Source organism: Actinokineospora enzanensis DSM 44649 (genome assembly GCF_000374445.1).
In the GTDB taxonomy this organism is placed as follows: Bacteria; Actinomycetota; Actinomycetes; order Mycobacteriales; family Pseudonocardiaceae; genus Actinokineospora; species Actinokineospora enzanensis.
This window is the reverse complement of sequence record NZ_KB894404.1, coordinates 512,251-528,876: the sequence shown is the minus strand read 5'-3', so window position 1 is coordinate 528,876 and position 16,626 is coordinate 512,251. Positions and strand designations below refer to the sequence as shown.

General features: G+C 70.6%; 15 protein-coding genes. 11 read left to right on the top strand and 4 right to left on the bottom strand.

The annotated features are described in order from the left end of the window. The first annotated feature begins 25 nt into the window (after window positions 1-25). Genes C503_RS0104625 through C503_RS0104590 form a run of 8 tightly spaced genes read left to right on the top strand, consistent with a single transcriptional unit; the run spans window position 26 to window position 9,862 of the window. Window positions 26-1,075, top strand: coding sequence for a methyltransferase domain-containing protein (locus C503_RS0104625; protein WP_018681036.1), 1,050 nt, complete (start codon window positions 26-28; stop codon window positions 1,073-1,075). Window positions 1,076-1,094: 19 nt separating this feature from the next. Further along, entirely contained in the window at window positions 1,095-2,279 is a 1,185-nt protein-coding gene (locus C503_RS0104620) for a cytochrome P450 (protein ID WP_018681035.1), read from the top strand. A gap of 16 nt (window positions 2,280-2,295) precedes the next feature. Beyond that, window positions 2,296-3,363, top strand: coding sequence for a zinc-dependent alcohol dehydrogenase family protein (locus tag C503_RS0104615; RefSeq protein ID WP_018681034.1), 1,068 nt, complete (start codon window positions 2,296-2,298; stop codon window positions 3,361-3,363). Next, window positions 3,360-4,802, top strand: coding sequence for an aldehyde dehydrogenase family protein (locus tag C503_RS0104610; protein WP_018681033.1), 1,443 nt, complete (start codon window positions 3,360-3,362; stop codon window positions 4,800-4,802). Before C503_RS0104615 ends, C503_RS0104610 begins: the two co-directional genes overlap by 4 nt. 17 nt (window positions 4,803-4,819) lie before the next feature. Then, window positions 4,820-6,673: an asparagine synthase (glutamine-hydrolyzing) gene (gene asnB, locus C503_RS0104605; protein WP_018681032.1), complete on the top strand. Its 1,854-nt coding sequence runs from the start codon at window positions 4,820-4,822 to the stop codon at window positions 6,671-6,673. A gap of 53 nt (window positions 6,674-6,726) precedes the next feature. Beyond that, on the top strand, window positions 6,727-7,803 hold the full coding sequence (locus C503_RS0104600) for a TetR/AcrR family transcriptional regulator (RefSeq protein WP_033400239.1): 1,077 nt from the start codon (window positions 6,727-6,729) through the stop codon (window positions 7,801-7,803). Beyond that, the gene (locus C503_RS0104595; protein ID WP_018681030.1) at window positions 7,803-8,408 is read left to right on the top strand and encodes a hypothetical protein; all 606 of its coding nucleotides are present in this window, start codon (window positions 7,803-7,805) and stop codon (window positions 8,406-8,408) included. Before C503_RS0104600 ends, C503_RS0104595 begins: the two co-directional genes overlap by 1 nt. Beyond that, on the top strand, window positions 8,405-9,862 hold the full coding sequence (locus tag C503_RS0104590) for a pyruvate, phosphate dikinase (RefSeq protein WP_018681029.1): 1,458 nt from the start codon (window positions 8,405-8,407) through the stop codon (window positions 9,860-9,862). Before C503_RS0104595 ends, C503_RS0104590 begins: the two co-directional genes overlap by 4 nt. On the opposite strand, the gene C503_RS0104585 is transcribed toward C503_RS0104590, so the two are convergent. Next, entirely contained in the window at window positions 9,863-10,450 is a 588-nt protein-coding gene (locus C503_RS0104585) for a histidine phosphatase family protein (protein ID WP_018681028.1), read from the bottom strand. A 188-nt stretch (window positions 10,451-10,638) separates the two neighbouring features. On the opposite strand from C503_RS0104585, the gene C503_RS0104580 reads away from it, so the two are divergent. Both C503_RS0104580 and C503_RS0104575 read left to right on the top strand, forming a co-directional pair. Beyond that, window positions 10,639-11,598, top strand: coding sequence for an NAD-dependent epimerase/dehydratase family protein (locus C503_RS0104580; protein WP_018681027.1), 960 nt, complete (start codon window positions 10,639-10,641; stop codon window positions 11,596-11,598). Window positions 11,599-11,614: 16 nt separating this feature from the next. Beyond that, window positions 11,615-12,184 (top strand): TetR/AcrR family transcriptional regulator, encoded by a 570-nt coding sequence (locus tag C503_RS0104575; protein WP_018681026.1) that lies wholly within the window; start codon window positions 11,615-11,617, stop codon window positions 12,182-12,184. 49 nt (window positions 12,185-12,233) lie between these two features. Here C503_RS0104575 and C503_RS0104570 read toward each other — a convergent pair whose 3' ends face one another. The 3 genes from C503_RS0104570 to C503_RS0104560 form a co-directional block, all read right to left on the bottom strand. Continuing rightward, window positions 12,234-13,043 (bottom strand): hypothetical protein, encoded by an 810-nt coding sequence (locus C503_RS0104570; RefSeq protein WP_156892953.1) that lies wholly within the window; start codon window positions 13,041-13,043, stop codon window positions 12,234-12,236. A 23-nt stretch (window positions 13,044-13,066) separates the two neighbouring features. Beyond that, entirely contained in the window at window positions 13,067-13,378 is a 312-nt protein-coding gene (locus C503_RS37865; protein WP_018681024.1) for a beta/gamma crystallin domain-containing protein, read from the bottom strand. A 183-nt stretch (window positions 13,379-13,561) separates the two neighbouring features. Beyond that, window positions 13,562-15,802: an ATP-binding protein gene (locus C503_RS0104560; RefSeq protein WP_018681023.1), complete on the bottom strand. Its 2,241-nt coding sequence runs from the start codon at window positions 15,800-15,802 to the stop codon at window positions 13,562-13,564. A 92-nt stretch (window positions 15,803-15,894) separates the two neighbouring features. Here C503_RS0104560 and C503_RS0104555 point away from each other — a divergent pair, with 92 nt between their 5' ends. Beyond that, complete coding sequence (locus C503_RS0104555) at window positions 15,895-16,542, top strand: helix-turn-helix transcriptional regulator (protein WP_018681022.1); 648 nt, start codon at window positions 15,895-15,897, stop codon at window positions 16,540-16,542. Window positions 16,543-16,626: the final 84 nt, after the last annotated feature.

The following is a 16,626-nucleotide window of genomic DNA, read 5'->3' as shown; positions in this document are numbered from 1 at the left end:
AGCCGCGAACACAGCAAGGAGATCCATGACAGCCGTCACCGAATCCCCGGAGCTCATCGAACTACGAGACGAACCCCAACGCCGGGAATGGGAAGCCTTCACCCTCTCCGGCCTCCCCGAGATGATCACCTCGGCCCACGCCTGTCACGCCGTGCAGGCCCTGGCCGAAACCCCGCTCCTGGACCGTCTCCGCTCCGGCCCGCACAGCCCGGACGCCCTCCTGGCAGGCATGAACCAGGACATCGGAACCGGCTTCCTCCACTACCTCGCCAACCGAGGCATAGTCGAACACCGAGACAACGAATACTTCCTGACCAGGCGCGGCGACTTCCTCACCACCGATGTGTCCCTAGCCCGCCTCGGTGTCTACTTCGACGCCTACCCCACGATCACCAGCCACATCGGCGACCTACTCACCAACAAGGCCGTGTACGGCAAGGACATCACCCGCAACGGCGCGGCTCTAGGCGCCCACTGCGCCACCCTCTTCTCCTTCTTCCACACCCCCGTGGTCCTCAAGGCCATGCAGGGCCGGAACGTGACCCGCATGCTCGACATCGGCTGCGGCGGCGGCCAACTCATCGTCGACGCCTGCGTCCAGGACCCCACCCTCACCGGCATCGGCCTGGACATCGCCCCCGACGCCATCGAGGTGGCGAACGACCTCGCCAAACGCCACGGTGTGGAAGACCGGGCCAAGTTCGTCGTCGGCGACGCCTTCGCCCCGAGCACCTGGCCCGACGTCTGTTTCCAAGCCGACGGCCTCTGCATCATGAGCGCCCTGCACGAACACTTCCGCAACGGCGAACAGGCGGTCATCGACCTGCTGAACGACATCGACGCCCGCTTCCCCGACCAGAGGATCCTCCTCGTCGGCGAACCCGAGATCCGCTTCGACAGCCGCGAGAACGACGACGACTTCTTCCTCGTCCACGTCCTCACCGGCCAGGGCCTCCCCCGCGACCGCTCGGCCTGGTTGCCGGTGTTCGAGAAGTCCAACCTGCGCTGCCGCCGGGTGTACACGCGTCCGGAGGCCGGGCCCCGGATGTGCTTCTACGACCTGGTGGCCCGATAGCGCCCGAGAGGAACCACCCGTGACGACCACGCACACCGCCTACGAGACCGACCTGGACCTGTTCGCGACCGAGGTCCTGCTGGACCCGTTCCCGCACTATCGGACGCTGCGGGACCTGGGCCCGGTGGTCTACCTGACCGAGCACGACCTCTACGGCCTGTTCCGCTACGACCACGTGCGGTCGGCGCTGGTGGACTGGGAGACGTTCAGCTCGGCGCAGGGCATCGCGATGAACCCGACCGCCAACGAGCTGTCGGCGGACTCGATCCTGTCCATGGACCCGCCCCGGCAGCGCACGCTGCGGAAGGTGTTCGACGACGCGCTGCGCCCGAGGTACGTGCGGCGGGTGGCCGGGGACATCGAGCGGCTGGCCGACGAGCTGGTGGCCGACCTGCTGCGGCGCGGCGAGTTCGACGGGGTCGCGGACTTCGCGTGCAAGCTGCCGGTGGACATCGTCATGGACCTCATCGGCTTCCCGCGTGACGAGCAGCGGGACAACATCCTGAAATGGGCGCTGGGCGCGTTCGACTTCATGGGTCCTGCGGGCGAGCGCCAGTCCTCGACGTTCCCGGACGTGCAGGCGCTGATGCAGTACCTGGTCGCCGAGGCGAAGCCGGACGCACTGCTGCCGGACAGCTTCGGCCGGATCGTGTACGCGGCGGCCGACGCGGGCGAGATCACCGAGGGCGAGGCGCTGATGACGATGAGCGCCTACGCCTGTGCCGGGCTGGACACCACCATCGCCGGGGTCGCCAGCACGTTGTGGCTGCTGGCGAGCCATCCGGAGCAGTGGCGCGCCGTGCGCGAGGACCCGGAGCTGGTGCCGAGCGCGTTCCTGGAGGGCGTCCGGATGGAGTCGCCGTTGCAGTTCTTCTCCCGAGTGACCACAAGGGACATCGATGTGGCCGGTGTGATCATCCCGGCGGGCGCGCGAGTCGTGCACTCCTACGGCTCCGCGAACCGCGACGAGCGCCACTACACCGATCCCGACCGGTTCGACGTGCGGCGCAACCCGGCGGACACCGTCGGGTTCGGCTTCGGCGTGCACACCTGTCCCGGTCGGACACTCGCCACCATGGAGGCACACGCCCTGTTCGGCGCGCTGGCCAGGCAGGCGGGCGCGATCGACCTCACCGGCGAGCCAACCAGGACCCCGAACAACATCACGCGCGGCCTGGACAGCCTGCCGGTCCGCGTTTCCTGACCGGGAAGGAGGCGAGGTGCGCGCGGCACAGATCGTCGAACACGGCAAACCCCTGGCGGTACGCGAGGTCCCCGATCCCACGCCGGAACCGGACGGCGTGGTGCTCGCCGTGCTGGCCACCGGCATCTGCCGCAGCGACTGGCACGGTTGGATGGGCGACTGGACCTGGCTGGGCGGGCACATCGACCTGCCCCGCACCCTCGGGCACGAGATCGCGGGCGAGGTGGTGGCGGTCGGTCCGGAGGTCCGGGAGGTGCGGGTCGGCGACCGCGTCACCACGCCGTTCCACCTGGCGTGCGGCTCGTGTGAGCGCTGCCGCCTGGGGCAGGCGAACCTGTGCGACAACATGCAGGTGCTCGGGATGTGGCGCGATGGCGGCTATGCCGAGTACGTAAGTATTCCGAACGCCGACTTCAACTGCGTGCGAGTGCCGGACAACGTCACCTCACTGGCGGCCAGTGCTATCGGGTGCCGGTTCATGACGGCGTTCCACGCTGTCACCGGCCGAGGGCAGGTGCAGCCGGGTGAGTGGGTGGCCGTGCACGGGGCGGGCGGTGTCGGGTTGTCGGCGGTGCAGATCGCCAACGCTGTCGGGGCTTCCGTGGTCGCGGTGGATATCGATCCGGCAAAGCTGTCGCTCGCGAAGCAACAGGGCGCGGTGTGCACTGTGGACGCGAGTGTGGCGCAGGATGTGCCCGGCGCGGTGCAGGAGGCCACCGGCGGTGGCGCGCATGTGTCGATCGACGCGTTGGGTGTTCGGGCGACGGTGGTGAACTCGGTGCGGTCGCTGCGCAAGCGCGGTCGACATGTCCAGGTGGGACTGACGAGTGCCGAGGACGCGGGCGAGATCGCGCTGCCGATCGACCTGATCACCATCGCCGAGCTGACCGTGGTCGGCTCGCACGGCAACCCGCACACGAGCTATCCCCGGCTGTTGTCCCTGGTCGCGTCCGGTCGGCTCGCCCCGGAGCGCCTGGTGACCCGGACCGTGTCACTGGACCAGGCAGGCGATGTCCTGGCTGCGATGAGCGACTTCACCACGACCGGGCTGACCGTCATCGACCGCTTCCGGGGTGCGCCGTGACCACATCGGACCTGTTCATCGACGGTCGGTTCGTCCCGGCCGCGACCGGCAGGACGTTCACCACGATCGACCCGTCCACCGGTGACCCGATCGCCGACGTCGCCCACGCGGGACCGCACGACGTCGCGGCAGCCGTCTCCGCCGCTCGCGCCGCACTGGACGGACCGTGGAGCCGGATGCCCGCCGCCGAGCGCGGACGGCTGATCACCCGCCTCGCCGACCTCGTCGAGGCCAACGCGGACGAACTCGCCGAGCTGGAGTCACTCGACGGCGGCAAGCCGATCCGCAACACAAGGGCGATGGACGTCCCGGCCGCCGCAGCCCAGTTCCGGTACTTCGGTGGTTGGCCGACGAAGATCGAGGGCGAGACGATCCCCGTCGCCGTCCCGGACACCCTGTGCTACACGCGCAAGGAGCCGGTCGGGGTGTGCGCGCAGATCATCCCGTGGAACTTCCCGCTGCTCATGGCCGCCTGGAAGCTCGGGCCCGCGCTGGCCGCAGGCTGCACGGTGGTGGTCAAGCCCGCCGAGCAGACCCCGCTGACGACCCTGCGGCTGGCCGGGCTGATCGCCGAGGCCGGGTTCCCGGCGGGCACGGTCAACATGCTGACCGGCGACGGCGGGACCGGGGCCGCGCTGGCCGACCACCCGGGCGTGGACAAGATCGCCTTCACCGGGTCGACGGCGGTGGGGCGGGAGATCGGCGCGAAGGCGGGCGCCCGACTCACGCGGGTCACGCTGGAACTGGGCGGGAAGAGCCCGAACATCATCCTGCCGGACGCCGACTTGGACGCCGCGATCGCCGGTTCCTACCAGGGCGTCTACTTCAACAGCGGCCAGGCGTGCAACGCCGCCTCCCGGCTGTACGCGCACCGGAGCGTGTTCGACCAGGTCATCGAGGGTCTGCTGGTGCGGATCAAGGAGGCGCGTGTCGGGCAGGCGCTGGACCCGTCCACCGAACTCGGGCCGCTGGTGTCGGCCGGGCAGTACCAGCGCGTGCGCGGCTACATCCGGGACGGCATCGCCGAGGGGGCGCGGCTGCGGGCGGGCGAGGTGCCCGGGGAACCGGACGGCGGGTTCTTCGTGCAGCCCACGCTGTTCACCGATGTCGCGCCGGACATGCGGATCCACCGCGAGGAGATCTTCGGGCCGGTGCTCGTGGCGACGCCGTTCGACACCGTCGACGAGGTCGTGCGCCAGGCCAACGGCTCCGAATACGGTCTCGCGGCCGGGGTCTGGACGCGGAACCTCGGCGATGCCCACACCCTCGCCGCCCGGCTGTCCGCAGGCTCGATCTACCTCAACACCTGGGCGCCGGGTGATCCCGCCGCGCCGTTCGGCGGGATCAGGGCGTCCGGGATCGGCCGGGAGATGGGCCGCGCCGGTCTCGACGCCTACCTCGAACCGAAGACCGTGTGGACGAACCTCACGTCCCGCTAGACCAGGAAGGGCACGCGATGTGCGGAATCGTCGGCTGGGTGGACTTCGACCGCGACCTCACCGCCGAGACCCGGGTTCTCCGGTCCATGGTGGACACGATGGCCCTGCGCGGCCCCGACGACGAGGGCCGGTGGTCGAGCCGTCGGGTGGCGCTGGGGCACCGGCGGCTGTCGGTCATCGACCTGGACGGCGGCGGGCAGCCCATGCTCACCCCGGAGACGCTGCCGGACGGCACCCCGGTGGCCGCGATCAGCTACAGCGGCGAGGTCTACAACTTCACCGAGCTGCGCGCGGAACTCATCGGCCATGGTCATCGGTTCCGGACGCGGAGTGACACGGAGGTCGTGCTGCGCGCGTACCTGGAGTGGGGTCCGGGGTTCGTGAGCCGGTTGAACGGGATGTTCGCGTTCGCCATCTGGGACAGTCGCGCCGAGGAGCTGCTGCTCTACCGCGACCGGCTGGGGATCAAGCCGCTGTTCTACTACCCGACCGCGTCCGGCGTGCTGTTCGGGTCCGAGCCGAAGGCGATCCTCGCACATCCGGACAGTTCCGCTGTGTTCACATTGGACGGTCTGCGGGACGTGTTGTCCTTTGTGCGCGTTCCCGGACAGACACCGATGAAGAACCTGTACGAGCTGCGCCCCGGACACATCCTGCGCGTCCGCGACGGTCGTCGGTTCGAAGAGAAGTACTGGGAGCTGACGGCGTCACCGCACACCGACGACATCCCGACCACGGTCGGCAAGGTCCGGGAGCTGCTCACCGACATCGTCACCCGGCAGATGATCTCCGATGTGCCGTTGTGCAGCCTGCTCTCCGGCGGCCTGGACTCCAGCGCGTTGACCGCGCTCGCCCAGCGCACGCTGTCGACCGGCCGGATCCGCAGCTTCTCGGTGGACTTCGTGGGGCAGGTGGAGAACTTCGCGCCGGAGCCGATGCGACCGGCCCCGGACGCGCCGTTCGCGGCGGAGCTGGTGCGGCACGTGGGCACCGACCACGAGGTGATCCTGCTGGACAACGCGGACCTGGCCGACCCGGCGACCCGGACGGCGGTCATGCGGGCCTGGGACCTGCCCTATGGCGAAGGTGATCTCGGCCCGTCGCTGTACCTGCTGTTCCGGGCGTTGCGGGAGCAGTCGACGGTGGCCCTGTCCGGTGAGTGCGCGGACGAGGTCTTCGGCGGCTACCTGTGGTTCCACGACCCGCGCGCCACGAACGCCGACACCTTCCCCTGGCACGCGCTCGGCTCGCGGCCGGTGTCCGAGCTGTCCACGGCGTTCCTGCACCCCGACCTGAAAGCCCGGCTCGACCTGTCGGAGTACATCGACGACCAGTACCGGACAGCGCTCCGGGAATGCCCCGAGCTGCCCGGCGAGACCGACCGGGAGCGGCGGATGCGCCAGGCAGGCTACCTGAACCTGACCCGGTTCATGCCGATGATGCTCGACCGCAAGGACCGGCTGAGCATGGCCGCCGGGGTCGAGGTCCGCGTCCCGTTCTGCGACCACCGCCTGGTCGAGTACGCCTTCAACACGCCGTGGTCGCTCAAGACCTTCGACGGCCGGGAGAAGAGCCTGCTGCGCGCGGCCACCGCCGACCTGCTGCCCCGGTCGATCGTGGAGCGCAAGAAGGCGCCGTACCCGTCGACCCAGGACGCGGGCTACGACCGGGCCATCAAGCAGGAGCTCGGCAAGATCATCGCCGAGCCGGACTCCCCCGCGCTGCCCCTGCTCGACCTGGACGCCGTGCACGCCCACCTGGACGAACCCGTGGTCACCGCGTCCTCGATGCTCGAACGCGGTCTCCGCAACGAGACGCCCGCCCGGCTCGACACCTGGTTGGGGGCGTATGGCGTGACGCTCGACCGGTGAAGCTCAGATGTGCGTATCATCTGGATTGTGACAACATTCAAAACCGCCCGATGATGGCCCGGCTGACTCGCGCCGAGCAGCAGGCCCGCACGCGCGCGTCGGTGCTGGACGCGGCCCGTGCCGAGTTCGTCGAGCACGGCTACGCGGCGGCGAAGGTCGACCGGATCGCCGAGCGGGCCGACCTGACCCGGGGCGGGGTGTACTCGAACTTCCCCGGCAAACGAGCCCTCTACCTGGCGGTTCTCGTCGATTTGGTCGAGCGCCCCGAGCCCGCACGGCGCCTGTCCGCGCCCGACTCGGTGGCGTCGGCCCTGAGTGCCTTCGCTCGCCGGTGGCTGGAGCGGTTGCCGCTGGTCGAGGAGCCCGCTGCGGGTGGGCGGCTCCAGTTGCGCTCCTTGGTCGGCGTGGTCGACGACGAGCATGGCCGGGCCGTGCTGGCGAAGCTGGCCCAGGTCGAGGCGCTGCTGCTGGCCATTGGCCTGGAGTCCGGCGAGCCTGCCGCTCCCCGGCGGGTCCGGCTGGCCGAGCTCGTGTTGACCTTGCTGGCCGGGTCGGGCTTCCAGGCCGAGCTCGCCCCGGGCACCGGTGATCCGTTCGACCGGGCCCGCGCCTGCGCGCATCTGGCCGACCTCGATCTCGCGGACACCTGGGCCCCGCCCTATCTGGCCTTCGTACGGCCCGCGCACCCGTGCCGGGACGCCTGGGACCCACCTACCGGCCTGGTGGACCGGATCAGTGGAGCACCGGCCGACCTCGGCGCCGACGGGTCGATCACCGTGCTGGGCGCGCTCCGCCTGGGTGCCGCAGAGGAAGCGGTCCGCGCCGCCTGGCCCAGTGACCGGGTGACGATCGTCCTGGTCACGGCCGACGCCGCCGAGACCGGCGCGCTGGTGGATCTTCGCCTGGGCGACCTCATCGCCTGTCTGCGTGCCGTGTTCCCGCTGTCGGTGTGGCAGCACATCCGCCTGGTCACCAGCGGCGGCGCCCTGGTCGCCGCAGCCCTCGGTCTTTCCGAGTGCGATGACGAGACCGAGGCCGCCGTGCGGATCCAGGACGGGATGGTCGTGGCGCGGGGGCGTGGTCGGGGTGCCGCGCACGCGGTGGCCGGTTCGCGGCGGGCCGAGGCGTGATGTCCAAGGACGATCTGTTGGTGTTGCACGCCCTGCGCTGCGGCGGGTGGTCGAGCGTGGCCCGGGTGGCCGAGGCGACCGGGCTGGCCGAGGCCGACGTGGAGTCGGAGCTGATCGACCTCGGGATCGACGGGCTGGTCACGTATGACTCGGGCGCGTTCGGTGCGTGGGGCCTGACGGCTGCGGGCAAGGTGGCGGACGCCGATCGGATCAATGACGAGCTGGAGTCGGCGGGTGCTCGCCCTGCGGTGGCCGCCGCGTTCGAGCGGTTCCTGGTGCTCAATCCAGAACTGCTCGACCTGTGCACCGCGTGGCAACTCCGGGCCGTCGACGGCGTCATGACCGTCAACGACCACCATGATGCCGCATATGACGCGCGTGTTCTCGATCGCTTCGCCGACTTGGACCGACGGGTCGCGCCGGTGCACACCGAGCTGTCCACGGCATTGCACCGATTCGGCCGCTACGAGACCCGGCTGACCGGTGCCCTCGCCCGCGCGGCGGCGGGCGAGTCGGACTACCTGGCCGACCGCATCGGCTCCTATCACGCTGTCTGGGCCGAACTCCACGAGGATCTGCTGGCCACCCTCGGGACTCCCCGGTGAGGTGGATCCGCCCGCTCTCGGGTGACACCGATGAACCGGTCGAGATCCTGGGGGCCAAGGCGCAGGGCCTCCTTGTGTTGCGGCGCCTGGGTTTGCCGGTGCCGTCGGGGTTCGTCATCACGACCGACGCCTGTCGGGAGTTCCTGCGCGCGGGGCGGTTTCCCGAGGGGCTCGCCGATGAGCTGGTCGGCGCCATGGCCTGGTTGGCGGCCGGGACCGGTCGCCGGTTCGGCGGGGCGCGGGATCCGCTGTTGGTCTCGGTGCGGTCCGGGGCGAGTGTGTCGATGCCCGGGATGATGGACACGATCCTCAACCTGGGACTCACCAGCGAGGCGGCCGCCGGGTTCGCGGCCGAGGACTCGCGGTTCGCGGCGGACCTGCTGTCGTCCGCTGCCGAGCTTCCTGATGACGCGAACGCGCAGTTGACGTCGGCGGTCGAGACGGTGTTCGAGTCGTGGAACTCGTCCCGGGCGCGGACCTATCGTGAACTGAACGACATCCCGCATGATCTCGGCACGGCGGTGATCGTCCAGGCCATGGTGTTCGGCAACCGGGACGAACACAGCGGGACCGGGGTGGCGTTCAGCCGCGACCCCGACACCGGCGAGAACGTGCCGTACGGCGATGTCCTTTTCGGACACCAAGGCGAGGATGTCGTGTCCGGTCGAACCGCGACGCATCCCTTGTGTGAACTGGCTTCCAGGGAACCGACCGTGTGGACCGGCCTTGTCTCCGCGCTGGCCACAGTGGAATCGCACTACCGGGATGCGTGCTATGTCGAGTTCACGTTCCAGTCGGGCGAGTTGTGGCTGTTGCAGGTCCGACCTGGCCGGTTCGTCGGCGGCGCGGCCGTTCGCGTCGCGGTGGAACTCGCCGACGCCGAGGTGATCACCCGGGAGGAGGCGTTGCTCCGCGTCTCGCCGCAACACCTCAGCCAGGTCCGGACACCTCACATGACCAGCGCCGATGTCATCGCCCGGGGTATCGGCGCTGGTCCAGGCGTGACCGTCGGCAGGATCGCGACCACGACCGAGGCCGCCGTGCGTCTGTCCGCAGACGGCCCGGTCATCCTCGTACGCCCGGAGACCTCCCCGCACGACATGCGCGGCCTGGCCGCCGCCACCGGCATCATCACCGCACGCGGCGGCCCGGCCAGCCATGCCGCCGTCGTCGCCCGGTCGATGGGCAAGCCTGCCGTCGTGGGCGTCGCCGAGCTTGTTGTCGATTCCGGTTCGGTGCGGTTCGGCGCGCAGGTGATCGAGGCAGGATCCGTTGTCACCATCGACGGAACCAGCGGCGAGGTCGCCCGGGGCGCGGCCCGGGCGACCACGAACTCGACCGATGCCCACCTGCACCGACTGCTCGCCTGGGCCGACGACGTGACAGGTGATCACTCCGATCGCGAGGAATCCCGACGCCTCATCGCCGCCCAGGCCGCCCTGCGCCTCAGGTGATCACGGCCGGACACCGGGGCCGAACCCCGTCCACCGCAGATCCGCTGGAAGGTGCCCCATGTCGTTGTAGAGCAGGACCGTCGGCTCCAACACGTCGTGAAACCCGATCGCCGTCAACGCCGCATTCCCACAACTCAGCCCGAGCCACCGCACCGACGGCGCGCCGAGCGCGTGCCGCACCAGCCAGGACACCTGGTAGGCATGCGTGACCAGCACCTCGTGCGTCTCGGTCTCCGCCGGACGCGCGAACCGCTCCACCAACGCGGCCGCGCGCCTGGCCCCCTCCGCCGCCTCGGCAGCGTCGAACCCATCGAAGAACCCGACCCACGCCGCAGGCGGCACCTCCGGCACATACGGAACATGGTCGATCAGCTCCGCCGCCTCACGCACCGGCACCCCCGGCAGGTACTCGCCGAGAACCCCGGCACACGCCACCGCCCGCGACAACGGCGAATGCCACACCGCGTCGATCGGCAACCCGACAAGCCGCTCCCCGAGCAACCCCGACTGCCGCCGCCCCACCTCGGTCAACTCCCCGAACGCATCCGCCGCCCCATGCCGCACCACATACAGCTGCCTCGTCGCCATCCCACCCCTCCAGATGTCATTGACACTCGGATGTTGCCATCATCTTAGCGACCGACTCACGGTTGTCGCCGCCAAGCAATCGGGTTGACACCGGCGACTGTGAGTGGTTGATTACTCCTATGGCCAGCTCGACCAGAACCGAGCACATCCAGAAAGTGAGTGACCTACCACTCAGCGAAGGGAATGTCATGAACAGCGCAACCGGAGAGCTGCACGTCGTATACGGCACCGGCCCCGCCGGGCTCACCCTGGTCGACGAACTCCTGGCCCGCGGGCACGCCGTCCGCGCGGTCAACCCGGACGGCTCCGCGCCCGTGCCGAACGGCGTCGAGGTCGTGGCGGGCGATGTCACCGACATCCAGGCCATGCGGGAGCTCAGCGCGGGCGCGACGGCGATCTACCACTGCGTCCACGCCCCCTACCAGCTCTGGGACGACCTCCTCCCCCGCTTCCAAGCCGGGTTCCTGGCAGGCGCGGCGAGCAGCGGCGCCCGTCTCGTGGTCACCGACACGCTCTACATGTACGGCCTCACCGGCGGCGCGCCCATGACCGAGCAGACCCCGCACCTGGCCACCTCGCACAAGGGCAGGCTGCGGGCGAAGATCGCGGACCGCTACCTGCGGGCCCATGCCGACGGCGAGGCGGAGGTGGCCATCGCCCGGTCGGCCGACTTCTACGGGCCGCGGGTGATCAACTCGGCGCTCGGTGGCGCGGTGTTCCCGCCCGCCCTCCACGGCGCGCCGGTGCGCGCGCTCGGTGACATCGACCAGCCGCACGCGTACAGCTACATCGGCGACGTCGCCAAGACGCTGGCCACCCTGGGTGAACGCAAGGAGGCGCAGGGCCGGGTCTGGCACGTCCCCACCACCTCGCACCTGTCCACCCGACAGGTGCACCGGCTGATCGGGGAACGCCTGGGCCGCGAACTCGTCGCCGACGTCCTGCCCGCCGCGACCGACCAGGCGTGGGGGCCGTTCGACGCCACTTTCATGCGCGAGTACGCCGAGCTGTTCTACCAGTACCTGGAGCCCCAGATCGTGGACTGCCAGGCCGTCGCCGACACGTTCGACCTCCGGCCGACGCCGATCGGGGACGCCCTGGACACGACCATCGCGTGGTACCGCCAACTTGACAACACCGCCATGTGAGTGATTAATGAGTCACATGACGAGACCCACCGGCAGGCAGCTCTCCACGGCGGGTGAGCGCCGCGAGGTCGTGCTGCGGACCGCCATCGGCACGTTCGCCGCCCGCGGTTACTACGGGACCACGACGTCCGAGGTGGCCAAGGCCGCCGGGATCTCCCAGGCCTACGTCTACCGCCTGTTCCCCGACAAGGAGTCCCTCTTCGTCGCCGTCATCGAGCACTGCTCGGTGCGCATGCGCGAGGCCTTCGCCGACGCCGCGGCCACCGCGAAGGGCAGCGACCCCGCGGCCGTGCTCGACGCACTGGGCGACGCCTACGCGCGGCTGATCGTCGACCGGGATCTGTTGCTGGTCCTCATGCAGGCCACCTGCGCGGCCAGCGAACCGCCCATCCGCGACGCGATCCGCGAGTGCTACGCCCGCGAGGTCGAGTACGTGCGGGCGGTCTCCGGTGCGTCCGATGAGGACATCCAGCAGTTCTTCGCGCGCGGCTTCCTGTGCAACAGCCTGACCGCCATGGGCATCGACGGTGTGGACGCCCCCTGGGCGCGCACCCTCATGACCGGCATCCGCCACTACGGCACATGACCGGATGGCGGGCCGCCCCCGAGAAGTCAGGGGACGGCCCGCCTGCATTTCAGTGGTTCCGCGTGTAGTCCTGCAGCCTCCGTTTGAAGGCATCGAGCTGGTCCACACGCGACTCGATGTACTGCTTGTCGTACGCCGCCTGGACCGCGACCGCGACGCCCACCAGGTTCGTCTCGACCTTGCACCGCACGTCGGCCGTGGCGGTGTCGATCTCGGCGGGGGTGGGCGGCGGCCGGGTGCCGTCCGCCGTCGAGATCGGGCGCTGCCACTTCGGGTCCAGCAGCGGGTCGATCGGCCTCCGGTACGGATGACCGGCCTGCGCCATGCACGCCGACCACTTCTCCCCGGCGTCCACGACCCGCCGGTCGGCGACCGCCGCCGTCGGGCCGCCGTCCGGGAGGATGCGTTCGTCGGTGACCAGATTCAGGTTGCCGATCGCGGTGCTGCCCGCCTTCTCGCAGGTCTGCACCACATCCGGGGCCGCGTACGGCGCGGACACCTCCATCGCGCCACCGCTCCCGGACGCCGCACCGTAACCGTCCTGCCGGGCGGTGCCGGGGCTGAAGAACCCGTAGAGCCGGGTACGGGTCCGGTCTTCCGCGCGTAGGACCCGCAGCCGGTCCCGGAGCCCCGCCGGGACGTTCTCGCGGTTCGCGGTCCCGTGTTCGGCGTAGCAGGCCGCCGCGGCGGCACCCCGCACCTCCCACAACCGCACGAGATCGTCCGCACTGGGCAGGTAGGCGTCGATGGGCCGGGTGATCTGCGTGTCCTCGGTGACCACGCCGACCGCCCCCACCTCCGGTTCGGAGCTGCTACCACATCCGGCGGCCAGGGCCGCCAACGCCAACGCTCCGGCCAACGCCCGCACTCGACGGCCGGGCACTAGTCGATGTGGACGGTGTCGATGCGGCGGTTGCTGAACTGGTAGGTGGAGAACTTGTTCGGGAAGAACACGTAGCCCGACGGCGAGGCCAGCCAGCCGGCGTTGTTGCCGCTGTTCACCGCGTAGACGCCGTAGAGCGCGACGCCGACGGTGCCCGCGTTCGCCCAGCAGGTGGTGTCGGACGAGACGATCCAGGTGTAGCCGGATTCGTTGCAGCTGACGCGGTTGATGGCACTCGCGGTACCCGCGCTCGCGACGATCCCGGCGGTGGCCAGGGCCGCGATCGTGCCCGCGGCGAAGAGCTTGCGCATGAGCCTGCTCCGTTCGATGGTGGGTTCGGCACCGTGGCGACATGTCCCCAGTGCTGCGGGATTCCCCTGCCCCGCTGGTACCGAGTCTCACCCTTTGCAGCGCGGCGGAACACCTTCCACGACAGCTGATGCCCCAAAAGACCGGCATCACTGCCTGGAATCACCCCACGCCCGGTACGAACCTCAAGCCCTGGGAAGGAGTTCCAGCTCCGCCTGCACGCGAACCCGTAACCGACGGGTGATCGCGAGGTCCGACCCCTGCATCGCCACGTGGAGACGATCCCGCGCGGTCGCGTACTCGCCCGCCTCCCGCCAGGCGATCCCTTCCTGCAACGCGTTCTCCGCGGCCTCGACCACGTAACCGGCCTCCCACGCGAACTGCCAGGCGGCGTGGAACGCCTCGGCAGCCGCCCGCCATTCCCGGCGCGCCAGCAGGACCCGGCCGATGTCGGCGGTGGCGAGCGCCTTCAGGAACCGCCAGATCTCCGGGTTGGCCTCGTCCCGGTACATGTCCGCGCCTGCCAGCACACCCCGGTGCACGGCCAGCGCCTCGTCGTAGCGGCCGAGGTCGCGCAGGATGTGCCCGAGCGTGTTCTGGATGGTGCACCGGCCGATCCAGAAGGTGAACACGCCGGAGAGCGCCGCGGCCCGGCGGGCGTGGTCGAGCGCCTCGTCCAGGCGGCCGAGGGCGCGCAGGCTCCGGGCCAGGTACGTGTGCGCCCACCCCTGTTCGGCCTCGTCGCCGATCTCCTCGGCGACGGCCAGCCCCGCCCGCAGCGTGCGCACCGCGGCCTCGTCGTCGCCGACGCAGCACCGCTCGGCCCAGCCGACGAAGTTGAGCAGCGTCGCCTCGTCGGGCTTGCTGCCCAACGCGCGCGCGGCCGTCACGCCCAGCGAGAACACCTCCTCCCACGGGTGTTCCTTGCTGCGGCCGTCGGAGTACCAGTGCATGGCCCTGGCCAGCTCCATGACCGGCCGGTGCCTGCCCAGGCGGGCCGCGACCCGTTGTGCGGCAAGCCAGTTCGACCCTTCCAGCTCCAGCCAGCGCGAGGCGTCCTGCCGCGAGGAGAACGCGCCGGTCTCCAGGACGTCCGGGAAGAAGATCCGGGCCGCCGTCGCCGACGCGTCGAGCAGGTACGTCAGCACGGCGTCCCGCACCCGCGCGCACACCTCCGGCGACTCCTCGGTCTCCAGCTGGCGACCGGCGAACAGTCGGATCAGATCGTGGAACTGGAACCGACCGGGGGTGGGCGAGTCCTGGAGCAGGCTCGCCTCCACCAGCTCGTCGAGGTGCCGGTCGATCCCGCGCTCCCCCACCGCGACCTCGGCCAGCTCCACGCCGAAGTCCGCGCCCGGGATCGCGGCCAGCCTGCGGAACACCGAGCGGGCGGACGGCGAGAGCCGTTGGTAGGACAGGTCGAACGCCGAACGCACCTGCAGGTCGCCGACGGCGAGGGCGCTGAGCCGCGTGCTCTCGTCGCGTAGCCGCTCGACCAGGTACGCCAGCCGCCAGCGCGGCCGGGTCGCCAACCGGTTGCCCACGATCCGCACGGCCAGCGGCAGGTTCCCGCACAGCGCCGCCAGTTCCGCGGCGTCCTCGGGCTCGGCCTGGACACGGTCGGGTCCGACGATCGCCGCGAGCAGGTCGACCGCGTCCGGGGTGGTCAACGGGTCCAGCCAGACCCGGCGGGCGTGCTCAAGGCCGCCGAGGGCCCGGCGGCAGGTGACCAGGGTGAGGCAGCCGGTGCCGGTGACCAGCAGCGGGCGGACCTGTGCCTCGTCGGCCACGTTGTCGAGCAGGAACAGCACCTGCCGGTCCTCCACCAGCGACCTCAGCAGCGCGGACTGCTCGGATTGCCGGGTAGGGACGTGCTGCGCCGCGATGCCCAGGGCGCGCAGCAGGCGGTCGAGGGCCGTACGGGGGCTGACCGGCTCCTCGTCGACACCGCGCAGGTCGACGGCGAGGCAGCCGTCCGGGAACAGTGGCCGCAGCCGGTGCGCGGCCGCCACGGCCAGCGTGGTCTTGCCCACACCCGGCTGTCCCACGATCACCACGGCGGTCCCGCCGTGCGCCGCCGACTCGATCTCCGCCAGTTCCGCGTCACGTCCGCGCAGGTCGGCGATCCGGGGCGGGAGCGCGCAGGTGCCGACGGGGATGGGACCACGGCGTCGGCCCTCCCTGGCCAGGGTCAGGAACAGCTCCCGCTCGCTGCCCGCCAGGCGTAACGCGTCGGCCAGCAGCTCGGCCGACCGGCGCTGCGCCGCCTGCGCGCGTCCCCGTTCCAGGTCGCGCAGCGCACGCACGCTCACCCCGGAGGCACCCGCGAGCTCCTCCTGGGTGAGCCCACCGGCGCGACGGTGTGCAAGCAGCAACTTGCCGAAGGCCGATGGTTTGTCGTCGGGGATGTCAGATGTGTCGCCCACCGGGCCTATTCAACCGGCAGGATCGCCGGTCGGGAAACCTGCCGCCCCTCCGTCCTTGTTCCGGCGGGCCGAAAGCCGGTTATCTGGAGGTCATGCTGTCGATGATTTCGTTGCCGTCCGGTGGTTTTCTCGCCTCGCGCGACCCGCACGCCGCCGTACGGGTGGCCGTGCGCGCGACCGACCCGCTGGACCACGCCGGACTGCTCACCCAGCTGCGGGAGAGCCCGGAGATCGAGCTGGCCGAGGACGTCGAGGACGCGGACGTCCTGGTCGTGGTGGCCGAGGACGGCCTGCCGGAGCTGCCCGCCGCCGACCGGCCGCTGGTGCTGATCACCGACCGGCCGCGGCAGGCCGAGCTGTGGCGGGCGATCGAACACGGCCTGGCCGTGCTGCTGCCCAGACCGGCGGCGACCCCGGCCCGGCTCCGCCAGGCGATCACCGACGCCCACCAGGGCCGCGGCGACCTGCCCGGCGAGGAGCTGGGCGGCCTGCTGCGTGGCCTGGTCCGGCTGCACGAGGAGATCCTGGCCCCGCGCGACCTCGCGCTCAGCGGCCTGGGCCCGCGCGAGGCCGACCTGCTGCGCATGCTCGCCGACGGGCTGAGCACCGTCGAGATCGCCACGCGGATGGCCTACTCGGAGCGCACGGTCAAGAATATTCTCCAGTCGTTGCTGTCCCGGTTGGGGTTGCGCAACCGCACCCACGCGGTGGCGCACGCGCTCCGGCACGGGCTGATCTGACGTCCTTTGTGGATGAATGGGTGATCTGTGCCCGTACGGACCTGTTTGCGCGCGTGGGCGCACGAGACACTGAGGGCGGAGGGT

Coding starts and splice junctions, on each gene's coding strand:
- C503_RS0104625 (WP_018681036.1), top strand. CDS start 26: ATGACAGCCGTCACCGAATCCCCGGAGCTCATCGAACTACGAGACGAA.
- asnB (WP_018681032.1), top strand. CDS start 4,820: ATGTGCGGAATCGTCGGCTGGGTGGACTTCGACCGCGACCTCACCGCC.
- C503_RS0104600 (WP_033400239.1), top strand. CDS start 6,727: ATGGCCCGGCTGACTCGCGCCGAGCAGCAGGCCCGCACGCGCGCGTCG.
- C503_RS0104595 (WP_018681030.1), top strand. CDS start 7,803: ATGTCCAAGGACGATCTGTTGGTGTTGCACGCCCTGCGCTGCGGCGGG.
- C503_RS0104585 (WP_018681028.1), bottom strand. CDS start 10,450: ATGGCGACGAGGCAGCTGTATGTGGTGCGGCATGGGGCGGCGGATGCG.
- C503_RS0104580 (WP_018681027.1), top strand. CDS start 10,639: ATGAACAGCGCAACCGGAGAGCTGCACGTCGTATACGGCACCGGCCCC.
- C503_RS0104575 (WP_018681026.1), top strand. CDS start 11,615: ATGACGAGACCCACCGGCAGGCAGCTCTCCACGGCGGGTGAGCGCCGC.
- C503_RS37865 (WP_018681024.1), bottom strand. CDS start 13,378: ATGCGCAAGCTCTTCGCCGCGGGCACGATCGCGGCCCTGGCCACCGCC.
- C503_RS0104555 (WP_018681022.1), top strand. CDS start 15,895: ATGCTGTCGATGATTTCGTTGCCGTCCGGTGGTTTTCTCGCCTCGCGC.